17 protein-coding genes are annotated in these 15362 nt (G+C 69.8%); 13 read left to right on the top strand and 4 right to left on the bottom strand.

The genetic code is table 11. From position 1 onward, the window contains the following. Window positions 1-80 precede the first annotated feature (80 nt). Genes BKD30_RS02255 through BKD30_RS02265 form a run of 3 tightly spaced genes read left to right on the top strand, consistent with a single transcriptional unit; the run spans window position 81 to window position 4064 of the window. Window positions 81-866 carry a DeoR/GlpR family DNA-binding transcription regulator gene (locus BKD30_RS02255; RefSeq protein WP_076701413.1) on the top strand — a complete coding sequence of 262 codons (786 nt, stop codon included), beginning with the start codon at window positions 81-83 and terminating at the stop codon, window positions 864-866. Beyond that, window positions 863-1831, top strand: a complete 969-nt coding sequence (locus BKD30_RS02260) for a 1-phosphofructokinase family hexose kinase (RefSeq protein ID WP_076701414.1) — start codon at window positions 863-865, stop codon at window positions 1829-1831. Before BKD30_RS02255 ends, BKD30_RS02260 begins: the two co-directional genes overlap by 4 nt. Window positions 1832-1871: 40 nt before the next feature. Then, window positions 1872-4064, top strand: a complete 2193-nt coding sequence (locus tag BKD30_RS02265; RefSeq protein WP_076701417.1) for a PTS fructose transporter subunit IIABC — start codon at window positions 1872-1874, stop codon at window positions 4062-4064. A gap of 75 nt (window positions 4065-4139) precedes the next feature. On the opposite strand, the gene BKD30_RS02270 is transcribed toward BKD30_RS02265, so the two are convergent. Both BKD30_RS02270 and BKD30_RS02275 read right to left on the bottom strand, forming a co-directional pair. After that, the gene (locus tag BKD30_RS02270) at window positions 4140-4475 is read right to left on the bottom strand and encodes a DUF3140 domain-containing protein (protein ID WP_076701419.1); all 336 of its coding nucleotides are present in this window, start codon (window positions 4473-4475) and stop codon (window positions 4140-4142) included. Between the two features lie 80 nt (window positions 4476-4555). Further along, entirely contained in the window at window positions 4556-4813 is a 258-nt protein-coding gene (locus BKD30_RS02275) for a hypothetical protein (protein WP_076701422.1), read from the bottom strand. A gap of 80 nt (window positions 4814-4893) precedes the next feature. Here BKD30_RS02275 and BKD30_RS02280 point away from each other — a divergent pair, with 80 nt between their 5' ends. Further along, a complete protein-coding gene (locus BKD30_RS02280; RefSeq protein WP_173893002.1) occupies window positions 4894-5415 on the top strand; it encodes an O-acetyl-ADP-ribose deacetylase in 522 nt (173 codons plus the stop codon). Window positions 5416-5440: 25 nt separating this feature from the next. On the opposite strand, the gene ybaK is transcribed toward BKD30_RS02280, so the two are convergent. After that, window positions 5441-5932, bottom strand: coding sequence for a Cys-tRNA(Pro) deacylase (ybaK, locus tag BKD30_RS02285; protein ID WP_076701427.1), 492 nt, complete (start codon window positions 5930-5932; stop codon window positions 5441-5443). Window positions 5933-6034: 102 nt separating this feature from the next. Between ybaK and BKD30_RS02290 the strand changes: the two genes are divergently transcribed. The 3 genes from BKD30_RS02290 (at window position 6035) to BKD30_RS02300 (ending at window position 8586) form a co-directional block, all read left to right on the top strand. Further along, window positions 6035-6265, top strand: coding sequence for a ribbon-helix-helix domain-containing protein (locus BKD30_RS02290; RefSeq protein ID WP_076701430.1), 231 nt, complete (start codon window positions 6035-6037; stop codon window positions 6263-6265). 10 nt (window positions 6266-6275) lie between these two features. Next, window positions 6276-6599 (top strand): type II toxin-antitoxin system PemK/MazF family toxin, encoded by a 324-nt coding sequence (locus BKD30_RS02295; protein WP_328586887.1) that lies wholly within the window; start codon window positions 6276-6278, stop codon window positions 6597-6599. A gap of 292 nt (window positions 6600-6891) precedes the next feature. Next, complete coding sequence (locus BKD30_RS02300; RefSeq protein ID WP_076701432.1) at window positions 6892-8586, top strand: thiamine pyrophosphate-binding protein; 1695 nt, start codon at window positions 6892-6894, stop codon at window positions 8584-8586. 39 nt (window positions 8587-8625) lie between these two features. Here BKD30_RS02300 and BKD30_RS02305 read toward each other — a convergent pair whose 3' ends face one another. Further along, window positions 8626-9051: a VOC family protein gene (locus BKD30_RS02305; protein ID WP_076701435.1), complete on the bottom strand. Its 426-nt coding sequence runs from the start codon at window positions 9049-9051 to the stop codon at window positions 8626-8628. A 139-nt stretch (window positions 9052-9190) separates the two neighbouring features. On the opposite strand from BKD30_RS02305, the gene BKD30_RS02310 reads away from it, so the two are divergent. The 6 genes from BKD30_RS02310 to BKD30_RS02335 all read left to right on the top strand — a co-directional run bounded on the left by BKD30_RS02310 (window position 9191) and on the right by BKD30_RS02335 (window position 14643). Then, window positions 9191-9904: an alpha/beta fold hydrolase gene (locus BKD30_RS02310; RefSeq protein WP_076701438.1), complete on the top strand. Its 714-nt coding sequence runs from the start codon at window positions 9191-9193 to the stop codon at window positions 9902-9904. Between the two features lie 125 nt (window positions 9905-10029). Further along, window positions 10030-10272, top strand: a complete 243-nt coding sequence (locus BKD30_RS02315; RefSeq protein ID WP_076701440.1) for a type II toxin-antitoxin system Phd/YefM family antitoxin — start codon at window positions 10030-10032, stop codon at window positions 10270-10272. Next, complete coding sequence (locus tag BKD30_RS02320) at window positions 10269-10643, top strand: type II toxin-antitoxin system VapC family toxin (protein WP_076701443.1); 375 nt, start codon at window positions 10269-10271, stop codon at window positions 10641-10643. The genes BKD30_RS02315 and BKD30_RS02320 overlap by 4 nt, the downstream gene beginning before the upstream one ends. 198 nt (window positions 10644-10841) lie before the next feature. After that, on the top strand, window positions 10842-11618 hold the full coding sequence (locus BKD30_RS02325; RefSeq protein ID WP_083955938.1) for a TnsA-like heteromeric transposase endonuclease subunit: 777 nt from the start codon (window positions 10842-10844) through the stop codon (window positions 11616-11618). Continuing rightward, on the top strand, window positions 11615-13624 hold the full coding sequence (locus BKD30_RS02330; protein WP_076701446.1) for a Mu transposase C-terminal domain-containing protein: 2010 nt from the start codon (window positions 11615-11617) through the stop codon (window positions 13622-13624). Before BKD30_RS02325 ends, BKD30_RS02330 begins: the two co-directional genes overlap by 4 nt. Before the next feature lie 8 nt (window positions 13625-13632). After that, complete coding sequence (locus BKD30_RS02335; RefSeq protein ID WP_143588019.1) at window positions 13633-14643, top strand: TniB family NTP-binding protein; 1011 nt, start codon at window positions 13633-13635, stop codon at window positions 14641-14643. Window positions 14644-15362: the final 719 nt, after the last annotated feature.

The raw sequence follows: 15362 nt of genomic DNA on the forward strand, positions 1-15362 counted from the left end.
TAGGGTCGTGCCTGTCACACGCCAGTGAGCGGGCTCACTCCGCTCCACCACGGCAGTGACCGGCAGGTGGAGGGAGTGGGATGTTCGCGGAGGAACGGCAGCTGCGGATCGCACGCTGGATCGCGGACGCCGGGCGCGTCAGCGTCGGCGAGTTGGCCAGCGAGTTCGACCTGACCCAGGAGACGATCCGCCGGGATCTGAGCCTGCTCGAGGCCGACGGCGTGCTGCGGCGGGTGCACGGGGGAGCGGTCGCCGCCAGCCGGGTCAGTCTCGCCGAGGCGCCGCTGCCCGAACGAGCGCGCCGCAACATCGACGCCAAGGCCCGGATCGCCGCCCTCGCTCTCGACCTCGTCCCGACCTCGGCGACCGGGTCGGTGGTCCTGGACGCGGGGACGACGACGACGGCTCTGGCCACCCGGCTCGGCCCGGCCTGCGCCGACCGGAGTTCTGCGCTGCTGCTGATCACCAACTCCCTTCCGGTCGCCAGCACCCTCACCAGTGCCCCCAACGTCGAGCTGGAGGTGCTCGGCGGACGGGTGCGGCCCACCACCGGCGCCGCAGTCGGGCCGGTCGCCGTCGAACGGATGAACCGGCTTCGCCCCGACATCGCCTTCGTCGGCACCAACGGCGTCGACGCCGCCTTCGGGCTGAGCACCCCGGACGCGCACGAGGCGTCCATCAAGAGCGCGTTCGTGCGCAACGCCCACCGCGTGGTCGTCCTCGCCGACGCCACCAAGCTCGGCGTCACGGCGCTGGTCCAGTTCGCCGAACTCGGCGCCGTGGACACCCTGATCACCGATGCGCAGCCCACCGGGACCCTCCGGGAAGCCCTGCACGAGGCGGAAGTCGAGGTCCTGGTCGCATGATCATCACGTTCACCGCGAATCCGAGCCTGGATCGCACCATCGACCTGCCCGGCCCGCTCACCCGCGGCCAGGTGCAGCGCGCCGTCGCCGCCGGCCAGCAGCCCGGCGGCAAGGGCGTGAACGTCAGCCGGGCACTCGTCGCCTCGGCCGAGCAGTCCCTGGCGCTGCTGCCCGGCGACGACGACGATCCGGTGGTCGCCGCCCTGCGGACCGAGGCCATCCCGCACCGCAACCTGCCGATCGGGCAGGCGCTGCGCAGCAACGTCACCGTCACCGAACCGGACGGCACGACCACGAAGATCAACGAGCCCGGGCCCGACATCACCGACGCGCAGCGCGCCGACCTGCTCGCCCTGATCACCGCGCACAGCGCCGACGCGGCCTGGCTGGTGCTCGCCGGATCCCTTCCGCCGGGGCTGCCGGGCGACTTCTACGTCGAGGTGATCCGTCAGGTCCGGACCCGCTGGGGCGCACGGGCGCCGCGGATCGCCGTCGACTCCTCCGGGGCGCCGCTGGCGACCGTCCTGGCCGCCGGCCCGGGCGCGGCCCCGGATCTGATCAAGCCGAACGCCGAGGAGCTGGCCGAACTGACCGGCGTCGGGTCCGGGGACGGCCTCGAGTCCGATCCGGAGGAGGCAGCCCGCGCGGCCGCCGGGCTGGTGCAGCGCGGGGTCGGCACCGTCCTGGCCACGCTCGGTTCGAAAGGCGCTCTGGTCGTCACCGCGGAGGAGACCTTCCGCGCCGCCCATCCGCCGGTCACCGCCCGCAGCACGGTCGGTGCCGGTGACTCGGCCCTGGCCGGTTACCTGATCGCCAGCTCTCGCGGCGCCGATCTGGCCGGCTGTGCCCGCCAGGCCGTCGCCCACGGCGCGGCCGCCGCCTCGTTGCCCGGATCCACCGTGCCCACGCTCGAGCAGACGACGCCCGACGCCGTCGTGCTCACCCCGTTCGCCCGCACCGCCTGAATCGTCACCCACGAAGGTGCCAACCACAAGGAGAGATGACATGTCATCGATGATCATTCCGGAGCTGGTCACTCTGGACCGGGATCTCGGGTCGGACAAGTCCGCCGTGATCCGGCACCTGGCCAGCAGCATCGTCACGGCCGGTCGCGCCGACGACCTCGAGGGCCTCTACGGTGACGCGTGGGCTCGCGAGTCGAAGACCGCGACCGGCGTGCCCGGCGGCATCGGCATCCCGCACTGCAAGTCCGCGCACGTGACGACGCCGTCGCTCGCGATGGCGCGACTGCCGCGGGGCGTGGACTGGGGCGCCAACGACGGCCCCGCCGACCTCGTCTTCTTCATCGCCGCCACCGAGGGCGCCGACCAGGCGCACCTGAAACTGCTGGCCAAACTCGCCCGGTCACTGATCAAGAAGGACTTCACGGCGGCCCTGCGCGCGGCCCGCACGCCGCAGGACGTCGTCGATCTCGTGGAGAACGCGATCAGCGACGAGCCGGCGGGCGCCCCCGCGCAGGCCGGCGGCGCCGGCACCGGCGTCACCGAGGCCGCAGCCGAGGAGCGCAGCGCGACCACGCCGTCGACCACGGGCGCCGGGGCGACCGCCGCAGCCGGGTCCGCCGCCGACGCCGCTGCCGACTCCGGTGCCGACTCGCGTGCCGGGGCCGGTGGGGGAGGGCGGAAGTCCCTCGTCGCCGTCACGGCCTGCCCGACCGGCATCGCCCACACCTACATGGCCGCCGACTCCCTGCAGGCGGCCGCGGACGAGATGGGGGTGCCGCTGCAGGTCGAGACCCAGGGCTCGGCCGGGGCGACCCCGCTGCCCAAGAACGTCATCGACGACGCCGCCGCCGTCATCTTCGCCGTCGAGGTCGACGTGCGGGACAAGGGGCGCTTCGCCGGTAAACCCGTCATCCAGGGCCCGGTCAAGCGCGGCATCGACGAGCCGAAGACGATGATCGAGGAGGCCCTCGCGGCGGCCGACAATCCCAACGCCCGCCGCGTCGGCGGTGCCGGGGACACGGGATCCATCGACGAAGGCGCCGGCGAGAGTTTCGGCGCCAAGACCAAGAAGGTCTTGCTCACGGGCGTCAGCTACATGATCCCGTTCGTCGCCGCCGGCGGTCTGCTGATCGCACTCGGCTTCCTGTTCGGCGGGTACGACATCGCCCTGGCACAGAACAACGGCAAGAGCCTCGCGGACAACATCCTGACGAACAATTCGATCTGGGATCTGCCGACCAACGTCCAGACGCAGAGCCCGCTCGGCTTCCTCGGGCCGTTCGGCCTGTATCTCGGAGTCATCTTCTTCAAGGTCGGCGGCTTGTCGATGGGCTTCCTGGTGCCGGCACTGGCCGGCTACATCGCCTACGGCATGGCGGACCGTCCCGGCATCGCCCCGGGCTTCACCGCCGGTGCGGTGGCCGTCTTCATGGGGGCCGGATTCATCGGTGGCCTGGTGGGCGGCGTCCTCGCCGGTGCGGTGGCGCACTACTTCGCCCACCTCACGGCGCCGCGCTGGCTGCGGGGCCTGATGCCCGTCGTCATCATCCCGCTGCTCGCCTCGCTCATCGCGGGGGGATTGATGCTGTTCATCCTCGGCGCGCCGATCGTCTGGCTCACCACCGCGCTCAACAGCTGGCTGACCGGGCTCAGCGGTGCCGCGGCGATCGGTCTCGGCATCATCCTCGGCCTCATGATGGCGTTCGACCTCGGCGGTCCCGTCAACAAGGTGGCCTACTCCTTCGCCGTCGCCGGCCTCGCGGCGGGATCGGTGACCAACACCGCGCCCTACGGGATCATGGCCGCCGTGATGGCGGCGGGCATGGTGCCGCCGCTGGCCCTGGCTCTGGCCACCGCGCTGGACAGGAAGAATTTCAGCCTGGCCGAGCGAGAGAACGGCAAGGCGGCGTGGCTGCTGGGCGCGTCGTTCATCTCCGAGGGCGCCATCCCGTTCGCGGCGGCCGATCCGCTGCGCGTGATCCCGGCGTCGATGGTGGGCGCCGCGGTGACCGGAGCCACGATCATGGGCCTGGGCGTCACCTCCCGGGCGCCGCACGGCGGGATCTTCGTCTTCTTCGCGATGAACAACCCGCTCGGGTTCATTCTCGCGATCGTCATCGGCATGGTGGTCTCCGCCGCGGTGCTGATCGGGCTCAAGCGGTTCACCACGCGGCGGCCCGAGGCCGGTCGTGAGGAGGTCGTCAGCCCCGCGCGGCAGACCGCCGCGGCCTGACGCACCGGACGCCGAACGGGCGGGGACTCCACATGGAGTTCCCGCCCGTTCGGCGTTGCCGTGCCGTTCCCGGCGTTACTTCTTCTTGAGCGGGTCGTTGCCCCAGTTCATCAGTGAGTACCGCCACCGGGTGTGCTCGACGTCGTGGCTGGGGCGCTGCGCCGAGTGCCGCTTGACGTAGCCGACGACCTTGACCATGTGGTCCCAGTCGCCGTCGGTCAGATCGGCCTTCTTCTTCCGCAGGATCGCGATGATGTGCCGCCCGCTCTCGTGCCCGGTCGACTCGCCGCCGTCCTTCTTCTGGCCGACCTCCTTCGACTCGTCGGTGTCCAGCCAGCTCTCCAGTTCGGAGGCGGTCATGTTGACCGCATCGCCGAAGTCTCGCCAGGTGCTGTCCCGGTCCTCGCTCATCGCGTCTGCCTTTCCCGTCCGGTTCTCGACGGCTGCGATTCCCAGCCGGTCCAGGCGTCATGGTAGACCGGGTGCGTCGGTCAGGTGGGGTCGGTACCGCCGTCGGGCTCGTCGCTGTGCCGCTCGCCCTGGTAGCGGCCGAGCGTGGGACCACCGACCTGCTGCTCAGCGTTCGTCAGGGTCGCCGCGGCGTCCGGGTCGGTGCCGGCGACGGTCTCGCCGGGCGACTCGGTGTCCGGGCCACCGGCCCGTTCGGTGTCGCCGGTACTGCCGACCTGCTGGCGCAGCAGCTCGGCGTCGGTGAGGTGCTCGTCGGGGGTGTGGTTCTCGCTGCTCATGGTGCCAGCGAACCACCGTTGCGCAGGTGTGACAAGGGCTCTCACCCACCGCCGTCATCCCCTGTGCCACGATGACGCACATGGACATCGAGCTGGCGCGGGGCGACATCACGACGTGGACCGTCGACGCGATCGTCAACGCCGCCAACCACACCCTGCTCGGGGGCGGCGGCGTCGACGGCGCCATCCACCGCGCCGGGGGCCGGGCGATCCTCCAGGAGTGCCGGCTGCTGCGCGCGGACCGCTACGCCGACGGCCTGCCCACCGGCGAGGCCGTCGCGACCACCGCCGGGAAGCTGCCGGCCCACTGGGTGATCCACACCGTCGGACCGACGTGGGCGAAGACGAAGGACAAGTCGGGTCTGCTCCGGGCCTGCTACCGGAACAGTCTGGCGGTCGCCGACGAGATCAGCGCCACCACCATCGCCTTCCCGCTCATCTCGGCCGGCGTCTACCGGTGGCCGAAGGAGGACGCGATCGTTCAGGCGCTGACGACGCTGCGCGACACACCGACGTCGGTGTCGACGGCGACGCTGGTGCTCTACGACGAGGCGACCCACCGGCTCGCGGAGCAGGTCGCCGCGCGGCTCGACGGGGACTGAGCGACGCCGCGTGTCAACCGGCCGATCAGCGGGCGGCGACGACGGCGATCACCGCACTGGTGAGGGTCACGAGGTCGTCCGGCCGCAGTTCGACGTCGAAACCACGCCGCCCGCCGCTGACCAGCACGGTGTCGTGATCGAGCGCGGTGGCGTCGAGCACCGTGGTGAGCCTTCGTCGCTGCCCGAGCGGGGAGATTCCTCCGGCGACGTATCCGGTGACGCGTTCGGAGTCATTCACGTCGGCCATCCCCATGCGCTTGACCCCGAGCACGGCGGCCATCCTCTTCAGGTCCAGCGTGGCGTCGACGGGCACGATGCCGACGGCCAGGCCGGCCCCGGTGTCGACCACGAGGGTCTTGAACACGCGCGCCGGGTCGACACCGAGAGCCTCGGCTGCCTCCCGGCCGAAGGATGCCACCGCCGGGTCGTGCGGGTAGGGCCGCTCGGTGAACGGGACGCCGGCGGCCGCGAGGACGCGGGTGGCGGGGGTGCCGCGCGGTCCGCCGTGCCGTGCCATGCGGCCACCGTAGCGCGGTGGGGCGGTCAGCGGGGCCGGACAGGGCCGAGCGGCCGTCGTCATCCGACGCGGTGGCGTACTACCGAAGGTAGTATGAGCGGTATGAAGATCAGTATCAGTTTGCCGGAGAAGGACGTCGCCGTGTTGGACCGTTTCGCAGCGGAGCACGGACTGTCATCTCGCTCAGCTGCCGTACAGCAGGCGGTCCGCACGCTCACGGAGCGCGGCCTCGAACAGGAATACGCGATCGCCTGGGACGAATGGGAGGCCGGTGGCGAGGAAGCGGTGTGGGACCTGACCAGCGGTGACGGGGTCGCCGGTGCGTCGCGGTGAAATCCGCTGGGTGGACTTCGAACCCGCCCGCGGGAACGAGGCCAACAAGCGTCGGCCCGCCGTCGTCGTCAGCAATGATCGAGCGAACGCGACCAGTAGCCGACTCGGACGTGGAGTTGTGACCGTGGTACCGGTCACCAGCAACGTCAGCAGGGTATTGTCCTTCCAGCTTCTGCTCCTGGCAGATGAGACCGGCCTGCCCGCGGATTCGAAGGCACAAGCCGAGCAGATCCGGTCCGTCTCGGTCGATCGGGTCGGGCCGGTCATCGGTCACCTGAACCAAGCCCTCACGGATCAGCTCGACGAGGCGATCCGCCTACACCTGGATCTGTGATTCGCATCCGCGTTCTCCATTCGATGACGCTGCCGAACTCGCGGCGATCGTTTCGGGAAGTGCGGATCACCTGCGGCCCTGGGAGCCAGCGTGGGATCCGGGTTTCTCCACTGAAGAGCGCCAGAGCGCGTTGATCGCCTCCTCCCTTGCGACCGCCGCGAATGGCACGTTGGTGCCTTTCGTGATTGTGGCGCCGTTACGGTTGCCGGAGTGGAGGAGACGTCGCTGTTCGACGTCGCGACCGTTCGTTCGACTTTGAGGATTCGTTCGACTTCGAGGAAGTGACCCCGCCATGACCACCGTGTCCGCACGACTCGCCACCGTTCTCGCCGCCCACGTCGATCAGGCCTTCGCATTGATGGGCAACGGGAACGCCTGGTTCCTCGACGCCCTGCGGGCGACGCCGGTGCGGATCACCGCCGTGCGGCACGAGACCGCGACGGTCGCCTCCGCCGACGCGTATCACCGGGTGTGCGGGCGGATCGCCGTCGCCACCACCACCTACGGGCCCGGCTTCACCAACGCGCTCACCGCCCTCGCCGAGGCCGCGCAGGCCCGCACGCCACTGCTCGTCATCACCGGCGCTGAACCGACCGCCGGACCGCGCCCGCGGGACGTGGACCAGACGGCCGTCGCCGCGGCCGTCGGCGTTCCCACCTTCACGCTCGACGACGACGCACCGGGCCGGACCGCGATCGAAGCGCTGCACCACGCCTTGGTCCACCGCACCCCGGTCGTGCTGGCACTGCCGTACGACCTGGTGAACGCGTCGACCACCGAGTCGGGGATCCCGGCGCTGCCGCCACTGCCGGCGCCGCCGGCCCCAGAACCGGCCGCCGTCACGCGGATCGCGGACCTGCTCGCCGGCGCCGAGCGACCGCTGATCCTCGCCGGCCGTGGCGCGAAGGCCGCGGCCGATGAACTCGGCACGCTCGGGGACCGGGTCGGCGCGCTGACCGCGAGCAGCGCCCCGGCCCGCGGGCTGTTCGCGGGCCGGCCGTACGACCTCGGCGTCGCCGGTGGCTTCGCCTCCGCCTCATCGGCGAAGCTGATCCGCGCCGCCGACGTCGTCCTGGTCGTCGGCGCCGGCCTGAACCAGTTCACCACCGCGTTCGGGCAGGCCTTCGCGCCCGACGCCCGGGTCGTCCAGGTCGACCTGGCCGAGCACGCGCTGCACGCGGCCGTGACCGACGTCGTCCGCGGCGACGCCACCCTGACCGTGCGAGCGCTGCTGAGCGAGTTGGACGATCGCCCGTCGTCGACGCCGCGCTGGGGCGGCACGGCCGAGACGGCCCGGGACGGGAGGCTCACCTTCGACCGGGACCCGGGGGAGCGGACGGCACCGGACGGCCGGCTGGACCCGCGCAGCGTGATGCGGCGGCTGAACGATGTGCTGCCGACCGACCGGGTGGTCGTCTCCGACGGCGGTCACTTCATCGGCTGGGCCAACGCCTACCTCGAGCTGCCCGCCGCGGACAGCCTCACCCTCGTGGGTACAGCCTTCCAGTCGATCGGACTCGGCCTGCCGTCGGCCCCCGGCGTGGCCGCCGCCCGCCCCGACGCGACGGTGATCGCCGTGATCGGTGACGGCGGCGGCCTGATGGGGCTACCGGACCTCGACTCCCTGGCCCGCACCGCGGCCAGCGCGATCGTGCTCGTGTTCAACGACGCCGCGTACGGGGCCGAAGTGCACCAGTACGGCTCCCAGGGCCTGGACCAGGACGTCATGCTGATCGACGAGGTGGACTTCGCGCAGGTCGCGGAGGGCTTCGGCTGCCGCACGACGGTGGTGCGGACGCTGGACGATCTGGCCGTGGTGGAGTCCTGGGTGGCCGACGGTGCGCGTGGCACGTTCGTGGCGGACCTGCGGATCTCCCGCGCCGTCGTCGCTCCCTACATTCTGGAGATCATCGAGGCGACACTGAAGGGGCCGAGGCCAGGCGATGCCGCGTCCAGTGTCGCGGCCGGCGCGCTCTCGGAGGCCTGACCGCCCTGCAGCCTCGGGAGCGCGGAGCCGTCGGGACCGTCAGTCCGCGACGATCTCCACCTCGAAGCCCTGCACGTTCTCCAGGAACAGCGCGGTGTGGTCGGGTCCGCCCGCATGCGGGTACCGCTCCGCGAAGAGTTCCGTCCAGCCGTGGGCGGCACACGCCGCGCGCAGGTCGTCCAGTGCTGCCCGGTCGGCGGCGCGAAGCGCGAGGTGGTTCAGCCCGGCCCGCAGCCGGTCGTGCGGACCGGCGACGTCGGGGGACTGCTCCAGCACGAGGTAGACGCCGGTCGGGTGGCGCCAGATGCGGCCGCTCGGCCACCCCGAGTCGTGGTCCGCATCCCAGCCGAGCGCGGACAGCAGCCACGCGAAGGAAGGTTCGGACGCCGCCAGGTCGTCGGTCCACAACTCGACGTGGTGGACCGGATTCGGCGCGTGGCCGGGCGCGGAAAGGGGGCCGGTCACGTGCGGCTGGAGCGGGCGGCGAGGAGATCGGCGCGTTCGGCGCGGGCGAAGGCCGTCAGGTCGGTCATGGCGCGAGCCTAGCGCGATCGGTGGCGGTCGTGCCGGTGCCGATCAGCCGTCCGACGACTACGGTGACCGCATGGAACTGGAGGTCGGGGACGCCACCGTGCACTGGGTCGAGCACGGCCGGGGGAGTCCGGTGCTGGTGCTCCACGGTGCCGGCGTCGATCACCGCGAGGCCGAGGCGTGCTTCGATCCGGCGCTGGCCGGCGGGGACGTGCATCGGCGCATCTATCCGGACCTGCCGGGGATGGGCCGGTCCACGGCCCCACCGTCGCTCACCAGCGCCGATGACGTGCTCGATATCCTGAAGGGCTTCGTCGATGAGGTGGTCGGCACGGACGACGTACTGCTGGTCGGGCACTCGGCCGGCGCCTACTATGCGCAGGGATACACCGCACGACACCCCGACCGCGTCGCCGGCCTGGCCCTGATCTGCCCGCTCCTGGCCGGCACGCACGACGTCCCCGCTCACGCGCCCGTGACCGCTCGTGACGACCTCGGCGACGCCGGCTTACGCGACTACTTCGTGCTCCAGACGCCGGAGATGCTGGCGCGCTACGAGCAGTACGTATCGCCGGCGGCCGAGCTGGTGGACACGGCCGCGATGGAACGGATCGGGCAGCGCTGGGAGCTCACCACGCCACCGGGGAAGCCGTACGCCGGACCCGTCCTGCTGATCGCCGGCCGGCGGGACTCCACCGTCGGGTGGGCGGCCACGGCCGACCTGTTCCTGGCGGCACTGCTCGGGGACTGGCTCAGGCGGGCTGCCGCCCCAGGGTCCAACGCGTAGCCGTGCCCGCCGCGCGGTGCCGGGATCGGTCCCCGCACCGTACCGATGATCGCGACCCGCTCGCCGCGGACGAGATCAGGTCATGCACCTTGGCCACTATTGGCCAAGATGCCTAGACTCGTGTCATGACCACGGTGAATGTCGGACAGGCGAAGACGGAGCTGTCGAAGTTGATCGCCCTCGCCCTGGCCGGCGAAGACGTGGAGATCGCTAGGGATGGCGTGCCGGTCGTGCGGCTCGTGGCGCTCGAGCCGACGAAACCGGGGGCGCGGTTCCTCGCCGCGTGGGGCTCCTCGGCTGGGCAGATCAGGATCGGCGACGACTTCGAGTTCACCGACGCCGAGCTCGACGAGATGCTCGACTCGTGAGGCTGCTCCTCGACACTCACGTTGTCCTGTGGCAACTCTCCGGCGAGCGTGAACTGTCCGAGCCGGCGAGGGATGCGATCGCAGCGGCCGATGACCTGCTCGTCAGCGTGGCGTCCTTCGCCGAGGTCGGCATCAAGGCATCGGTGGGCAAGGTGGAGGTACCCCACGACCTGCAGGCACGGATCGTGGACTCCGGCGTCCGAACCCTCGGGCTTTCGCCGACTCACGGGCTCGCGGTTGCTGATCTTCCCGTTCACCATCGCGACCCGTTCGACCGACTGATCATCGCCCAGGCGGTGGTGGAGCGCCTGACCGTCGTCACGGCCGACCCGCGTTTCGCGGCCTACGCTGTCGAGCTGCTGGCGGCCTAGCCGGCGGCCGGACGTAGGGCATGCTACCGGTTCTTGATCGCCGATAATCGACATTATGTCAAACAACAGTCTGCGTATTTCATCTGATGAATCACGCCTTGTCTGGTCCCACCAAAGATGGCGACTTCCCCACCAAACGTGGACCGGCTATAGTAGCAGGCACGATTCCCGCGAAACCTGGCCCATGAAGGAGAGAGCATGGCCGGACGGGCGCACCAGCCGCTGTACCTCAACACGGCTGACCACACCGTCATCTCGTACCGCCTCGACGGGCAGAGCGTCGAGCACGCCATCAACCCGGACCTCGCCACCATCGCCTTCGAGGACGCAGAGCCTGCTCGGTCCGTGCCGTCCTGGAAGGGCAAGAACGTCTACGAGGGCGACTACTGGGCTGCGACGACGCGCGGCTTCGTCCACCACGAGTCCTTCCTGGAGCGCGAGTACGTGATGAGCGCCGACTTCGACGCCTCGATCCTCGGCCTGTCGTGGCAGCCCTTCGTCCTGAAGTGGCCCAAGGGCACCAAGGGTCATCGCGGGCACGTCCCGGACTACTTCTGTCGGCTGGCGGGCGGAGATGGCCTAGTGGTGGACGTCAAGCGTCCGGACAAGGTGGAAGGCAGCGAGGTGCAGTTCGCGATGACGCGGGAGGTGTGTGAGGAGGTTGGGTGGAAGTATGAAGTCTTCACGGGCCTGCCTGAGCCCCGCCTGTCGGCCCTGACCTTCCTCTCTGGCTTCCGACAGGACCGCTACTCCCCTGGCGCGGAACACGTTGCGCCACTGGTCGCCGCCTTCGAGCCCGAGACCTCTCTCGATGCCGGGGTGCGACGTGCTGCTCGCACCACGGGCCGATCCAAGCCCGTCGTCCACGGCAACGTCCTCCACCTGCTCTGGCACGGCGTACTCGCGGTGCACCTCGATGCCCCGCTCGACCTGTCTTCCACCGTATCGGTCGTCTCAGCAGCGGTGAGCCCATGAGGTCCGTCCGGCTCTTCGACTTCATCTCCTACGACGCTGACACCTTTCAGGTCGTGGCGCAGGACGGGGCAAAACTGGCCCTGAAGTCGATGACGACCAACCGCATTCGCCATGTCGGGGTAGCCGAACTGCTGGGCGACGACTCCTACGAACCGGACGCAGCGGACCGACTGCCGGTGCTGGACAACATCAGCGTGCTGGACTCACTCGATCAGCAGACTCGGGACGAGGCGTTGTGGCTCTATCGCCATGTTCACGAGATCGTCCATGGCACCCCTCCCCTGGCTCTGTTCGGGGACACGGAAATCTCCCTGAACCCTGACTACGACCAGTCGCTGCCTCTGCTTCAGCGCGTCAGCGCCAAGGCCAACGAACTCGCCACTTCGGACCGCCCTGTCTCAGCACGCTCGCTGCGCCGCCACGTCTACGCCTACCGCAAGGAGGGCGTGGCGGGGTTGGTGGATGGGCGCAAGCGCCGACAGCGCAACCCGGGCCGTGAGCAGGACGCTCGCCTGCTCGACCTCATCAAGGAGGAGATCGCGGCGCAGGAGACGGTCAGTACGGGCACCCGAACCCGAGTGATCACCCGAGTCACCGTCAAGGCCAAGGCGCAAGGCATCGAGGTGCCGTCGAAGAACACGATGTACCGCCTTATCGCGGCGCAGGAGAAGGACCGTCATCCGTTCGGCGACGCAACGTTGCGCCGGACGCAGGCCAACCGCCCGGACCGCGCCTACGGTCGTCGTTCTCCCCTGCGACCGGGCGAACTGGTGGAGATCGACAGCACGAAGTTGGACCTCATGGTGGTCTTCCCGGACGGGACGACGGGACGCCCGGAACTGACGACGATGATCGACGTCGCGACGATGACCCCGACTGCCGCGATGCTCTTTCCGGAGGCCACCAAGGGCATCGACGTGGCCGCCCTGGTCCTGGCTCGGTCCCTGACTCCCCTACCGATGCAGCCCGGCTGGAACGAGGAACTGGCCCTGTCCCGCTCGGTCCTGCCTGCCGGGATGATCGAACCGGACGAGACGCTGCGAGCCGGGATCGCTGCCCGGCCACTGATCTACCCCGAAACCATCACCATCGACCGGGGCAGGGTCTACACCGGGTCGGTCTTCCAGATGGCCTGTGAGCGGCTTCAGATCAGCGTCATCCCCGCTCCCCCGGGCACCCCCACCGCCAAGCCGCACATCGAACGACAGTTCGGGGCGGTCCACGACGGCCTCATCCAGTATCTGCGGGGCTACGTCGGTCGCAGCGTGAGCCGCCGTGGCGAGGACCCCAGCAAGGAGGCGTACTGGACCATCAGTCAGGTGCAGTCGCTCCTCGATCAGTGGCTCGTGCAGGAGTGGCAGACCAAGCCGCGCAAGGGTCTGACCGTTGCCGCGATGCCCAAGCAAGCCCTGTCGCCCAACGAGATGTACGCGGCGCTGTCCGGCATCGCCCCGACCCCTGCGGTGGCGCTCACCCGTGATGACTACATCTCCTTGCTCCCGATGGATTTCCGCTCGATCCAGCCCTACGGCGTGAACTACTCCGGCATCGTCTACGACGACCCGGCGCTGCTCCCCCTGCGCGGTCAGCGTTCCGGCCTCGGAGGCAGGGCGAAGGACGGCTGGGAGGTCCGCTACGACCCCGCTCGGATGAACATGATCTTCGTGCGTGACCACCGTCAGGGGCGCTGGATCGAGGCGCACTGGCAGTTGGACGACAAGGCTCTGGCACCCTTCTCCAGCGCCGTGCTCGAAGCCGCTCGACGGGCCGTGGCCAAGCGTGACTCCACCATGCCGCAGCACAAGGTGCTGGAAGAGATCATCCGCATCCAGTCGGGTCTGGACGTCTCCGGCCACGAACGCCTCGCCGCCCGCCGCCGCACGGAGCCGAGCGTGCCCGCCCTCGCTGTCATGGATGACGACGGGGACAGAGAAATCTCCGAGCCTCCTGAGGCACCTGCGACCAAGCGCCGCACCCTGCCCGACCTTCCCGACCGACTGTTGTGAGGACCGAGATGACCGAGACTGCCTGGACCCCGGACTCACTGACCTCGTGGCGCACCTTCATGGCTCACGAGGTCCTGCGCCCGCAGGTGCTGAGCCTTCGTGAGCGCGATGCCCTCAACCCGCTGGAGCGCGAGCAGTACGACGACGAGCGGATCGCCTTCGTCAACGCCCCCATCGTCCTGCCGACCCCAGACCTCAACCGACTGATCCGCGAAGCACGGATCGTCACCGCGCTCAACCGTGGTCCGCAGTTCACGGCAAGACAGTCCCTCGCGATCTCCGGCAGCCAGACTCTCGGCAAGAGCACCGCTGCGATGTATCTCGGACGCACCCATGAGCAGCGAGAGCGGGCCAAGCACGCCCGCGAGGACGACGCAGACTTCCTCCCCGTCCTCTACGTCTCCACCCCGCCGCAGACCTCACCCAAGGGTCTGATGTCACGCTTCGCCGCCACTCTCGGCATGCCGGTACCGCCGCGCGAGACGACGGATCGAATCATGGAGCGAGTCGTGGAGACGCTGCGCGACCTGGGGACGTCCATGGTGATCCTGGACGAGGTGCAGCACCTGCGCACCCGCGCTCAGGCAGGGATGGAGGCAGCCTCGGCGCTGAAGTCCTTCTCTGAGCGTGTCCCCGCGACCTTCCTCTACGTCGGTGTCGACCTGCCCAACTCCGACTTCCTTGGCGGCGCAATGGGGGCGCAGATGCAGGGGCGCGCGACCATGATCCAGATGCAGCCCCACTCCATCGGCTCAGCGGCCCACCGAGCGGAGTGGGACAAGGTGGTGGCCTTGTTCGAGCGCGAGTTCCCTTTGGCCCAGCACTCTCATGGACGAGGCAGCATGGCTTCACGCGGTCACGGGCGGCGTCATCGGCTCGCTGCGCACCCTCCTGCGCAAGGGGCAGGTCGAGGCCATCATCGACGGGCGAGAGCACCTGGACCGAAAGGCGCTGGAGGCGATCCTGCCCGACTACCGCGCCGACCTCGCCCGCGAAAGCAAGGAGCGCGTCAAGGCTGAGCGTCCGGGCAAGAAGGTGTCGGCCTAGGTGATCGAGCCCCTGCCCATCCCCACACGCCTCATCGGCGGCGAGGCGGTGGATTCCTACGCCACGAGCCACGCGGGGCGCAACCGCTTCCGGGTCGAGGACCTGGAGCGGACGCTGCGAGCGCAGGGTCAGTTCCCCAAGTCCAAGGCTCGCTCCCACCCCGGACGAAAGGCCGTGTGGCGCGCACTCGGGGGCCTGCACGAGCGTGCCTTCACAGAGCCGCAGACGGTGGGCGGCAACTGGGTCATCGACCGCCCCCTGTGCCACCGCTGCGGGAACCGGAACGCCCAAGGACGACGCCCCGACATCGGCATGGTCTGCGTCAAGCATCGACGCTGGCTCGGTGGCCCACAGGTGGACCTCAGTCGTTTCGGAGAGGCGCTCGTGGCCGAGCGACACTGGCGACGAGCGCTGGTGCCTCGCGGGATCGTGGTCGAAGCGCCGGTCGTGTTGCTGGCAGCGGAGTCTGCTCGCGTCGGGCTCCGGAAGGGCGTGCTGGAGCAGCGTTCAGAACTGGTCTCCGTCCCCTCCCCCGACCTTTGTCAATGGCCAGTACGAACTGCCCGCGTGTGGTCAGTAGTATTGCCCGCTGGTGGCCAGGGAAACTGCCTGGTCATGGCCAACAGATCTGCCCACCCGGGGGTTCGGTGGTGTTGGCCATGAGGTGGTGCTCGGGTCAGTTCATCGTGGT

Source organism: Tersicoccus phoenicis (genome assembly GCF_001968835.1).
Lineage (GTDB): Bacteria > Actinomycetota > Actinomycetes > Actinomycetales > Micrococcaceae > Tersicoccus > Tersicoccus phoenicis.

What these genes read in the sequence shown, in the direction of transcription:
- BKD30_RS02325 (WP_083955938.1), top strand. Translation starts at nt 10,842, where the DNA reads ATGGCCGGACGGGCGCACCAGCCGCTGTACCTCAACACGGCTGACCAC.
- BKD30_RS02270 (WP_076701419.1), bottom strand. Translation starts at nt 4,475, where the DNA reads ATGAGCGAGGACCGGGACAGCACCTGGCGAGACTTCGGCGATGCGGTC.
- BKD30_RS02255 (WP_076701413.1), top strand. Translation starts at nt 81, where the DNA reads ATGTTCGCGGAGGAACGGCAGCTGCGGATCGCACGCTGGATCGCGGAC.
- BKD30_RS02260 (WP_076701414.1), top strand. Translation starts at nt 863, where the DNA reads ATGATCATCACGTTCACCGCGAATCCGAGCCTGGATCGCACCATCGAC.
- BKD30_RS02310 (WP_076701438.1), top strand. Translation starts at nt 9,191, where the DNA reads ATGGAACTGGAGGTCGGGGACGCCACCGTGCACTGGGTCGAGCACGGC.
- BKD30_RS02330 (WP_076701446.1), top strand. Translation starts at nt 11,615, where the DNA reads ATGAGGTCCGTCCGGCTCTTCGACTTCATCTCCTACGACGCTGACACC.
- BKD30_RS02280 (WP_173893002.1), top strand. Translation starts at nt 4,894, where the DNA reads ATGGACATCGAGCTGGCGCGGGGCGACATCACGACGTGGACCGTCGAC.
- ybaK (WP_076701427.1), bottom strand. Translation starts at nt 5,932, where the DNA reads ATGGCACGGCACGGCGGACCGCGCGGCACCCCCGCCACCCGCGTCCTC.
- BKD30_RS02275 (WP_076701422.1), bottom strand. Translation starts at nt 4,813, where the DNA reads ATGAGCAGCGAGAACCACACCCCCGACGAGCACCTCACCGACGCCGAG.
- BKD30_RS02335 (WP_143588019.1), top strand. Translation starts at nt 13,633, where the DNA reads ATGACCGAGACTGCCTGGACCCCGGACTCACTGACCTCGTGGCGCACC.
- BKD30_RS02300 (WP_076701432.1), top strand. Translation starts at nt 6,892, where the DNA reads ATGACCACCGTGTCCGCACGACTCGCCACCGTTCTCGCCGCCCACGTC.
- BKD30_RS02265 (WP_076701417.1), top strand. Translation starts at nt 1,872, where the DNA reads ATGTCATCGATGATCATTCCGGAGCTGGTCACTCTGGACCGGGATCTC.
- BKD30_RS02315 (WP_076701440.1), top strand. Translation starts at nt 10,030, where the DNA reads ATGACCACGGTGAATGTCGGACAGGCGAAGACGGAGCTGTCGAAGTTG.
- BKD30_RS02290 (WP_076701430.1), top strand. Translation starts at nt 6,035, where the DNA reads ATGAAGATCAGTATCAGTTTGCCGGAGAAGGACGTCGCCGTGTTGGAC.